The 278-nt window shown below is 74.8% G+C and carries 1 pseudogene; it reads left to right on the top strand.

Annotated elements, in window-relative coordinates:
* Positions 1 to 278 (top strand): annotated as a pseudogene (locus PUR26_RS00145) (hypothetical protein); the annotation flags it as partial.

Raw genomic sequence — 278 nt, 5'->3', positions numbered from 1 at the left:
TGTCGGTGTTCTCCGGCGGGTGTGATCTGGAGGCGGCGGAGGCGGTCTGCGGGGGGCCGGACGTCGTGGGGGTGCTGGGTTCCCTTGTCGACAAGTCGCTGGTGGTCGCGGCGCCGGGGGCGGCGGTGCCCGGTGCCGTGCCGGGGGCGGTGGTGCCGGGGGTGATGCGGTACCGGTTGCTGGAGACGGTGGCGGAGTACGCGGCCGAGCGTCTCGACGAGGCCGGCGACCGGGACGGCACCGAGCACCGCCACCTCGTGCACTACCGCGAACTCGCC

The organism is Streptomyces sp. SP18CS02 (genome assembly GCF_036322365.1).
GTDB lineage: Bacteria > Actinomycetota > Actinomycetes > Streptomycetales > Streptomycetaceae > Streptomyces.
Note: the sequence above shows the minus strand (reverse complement) of the source record. Positions and strands in the feature narration are given on the sequence as shown.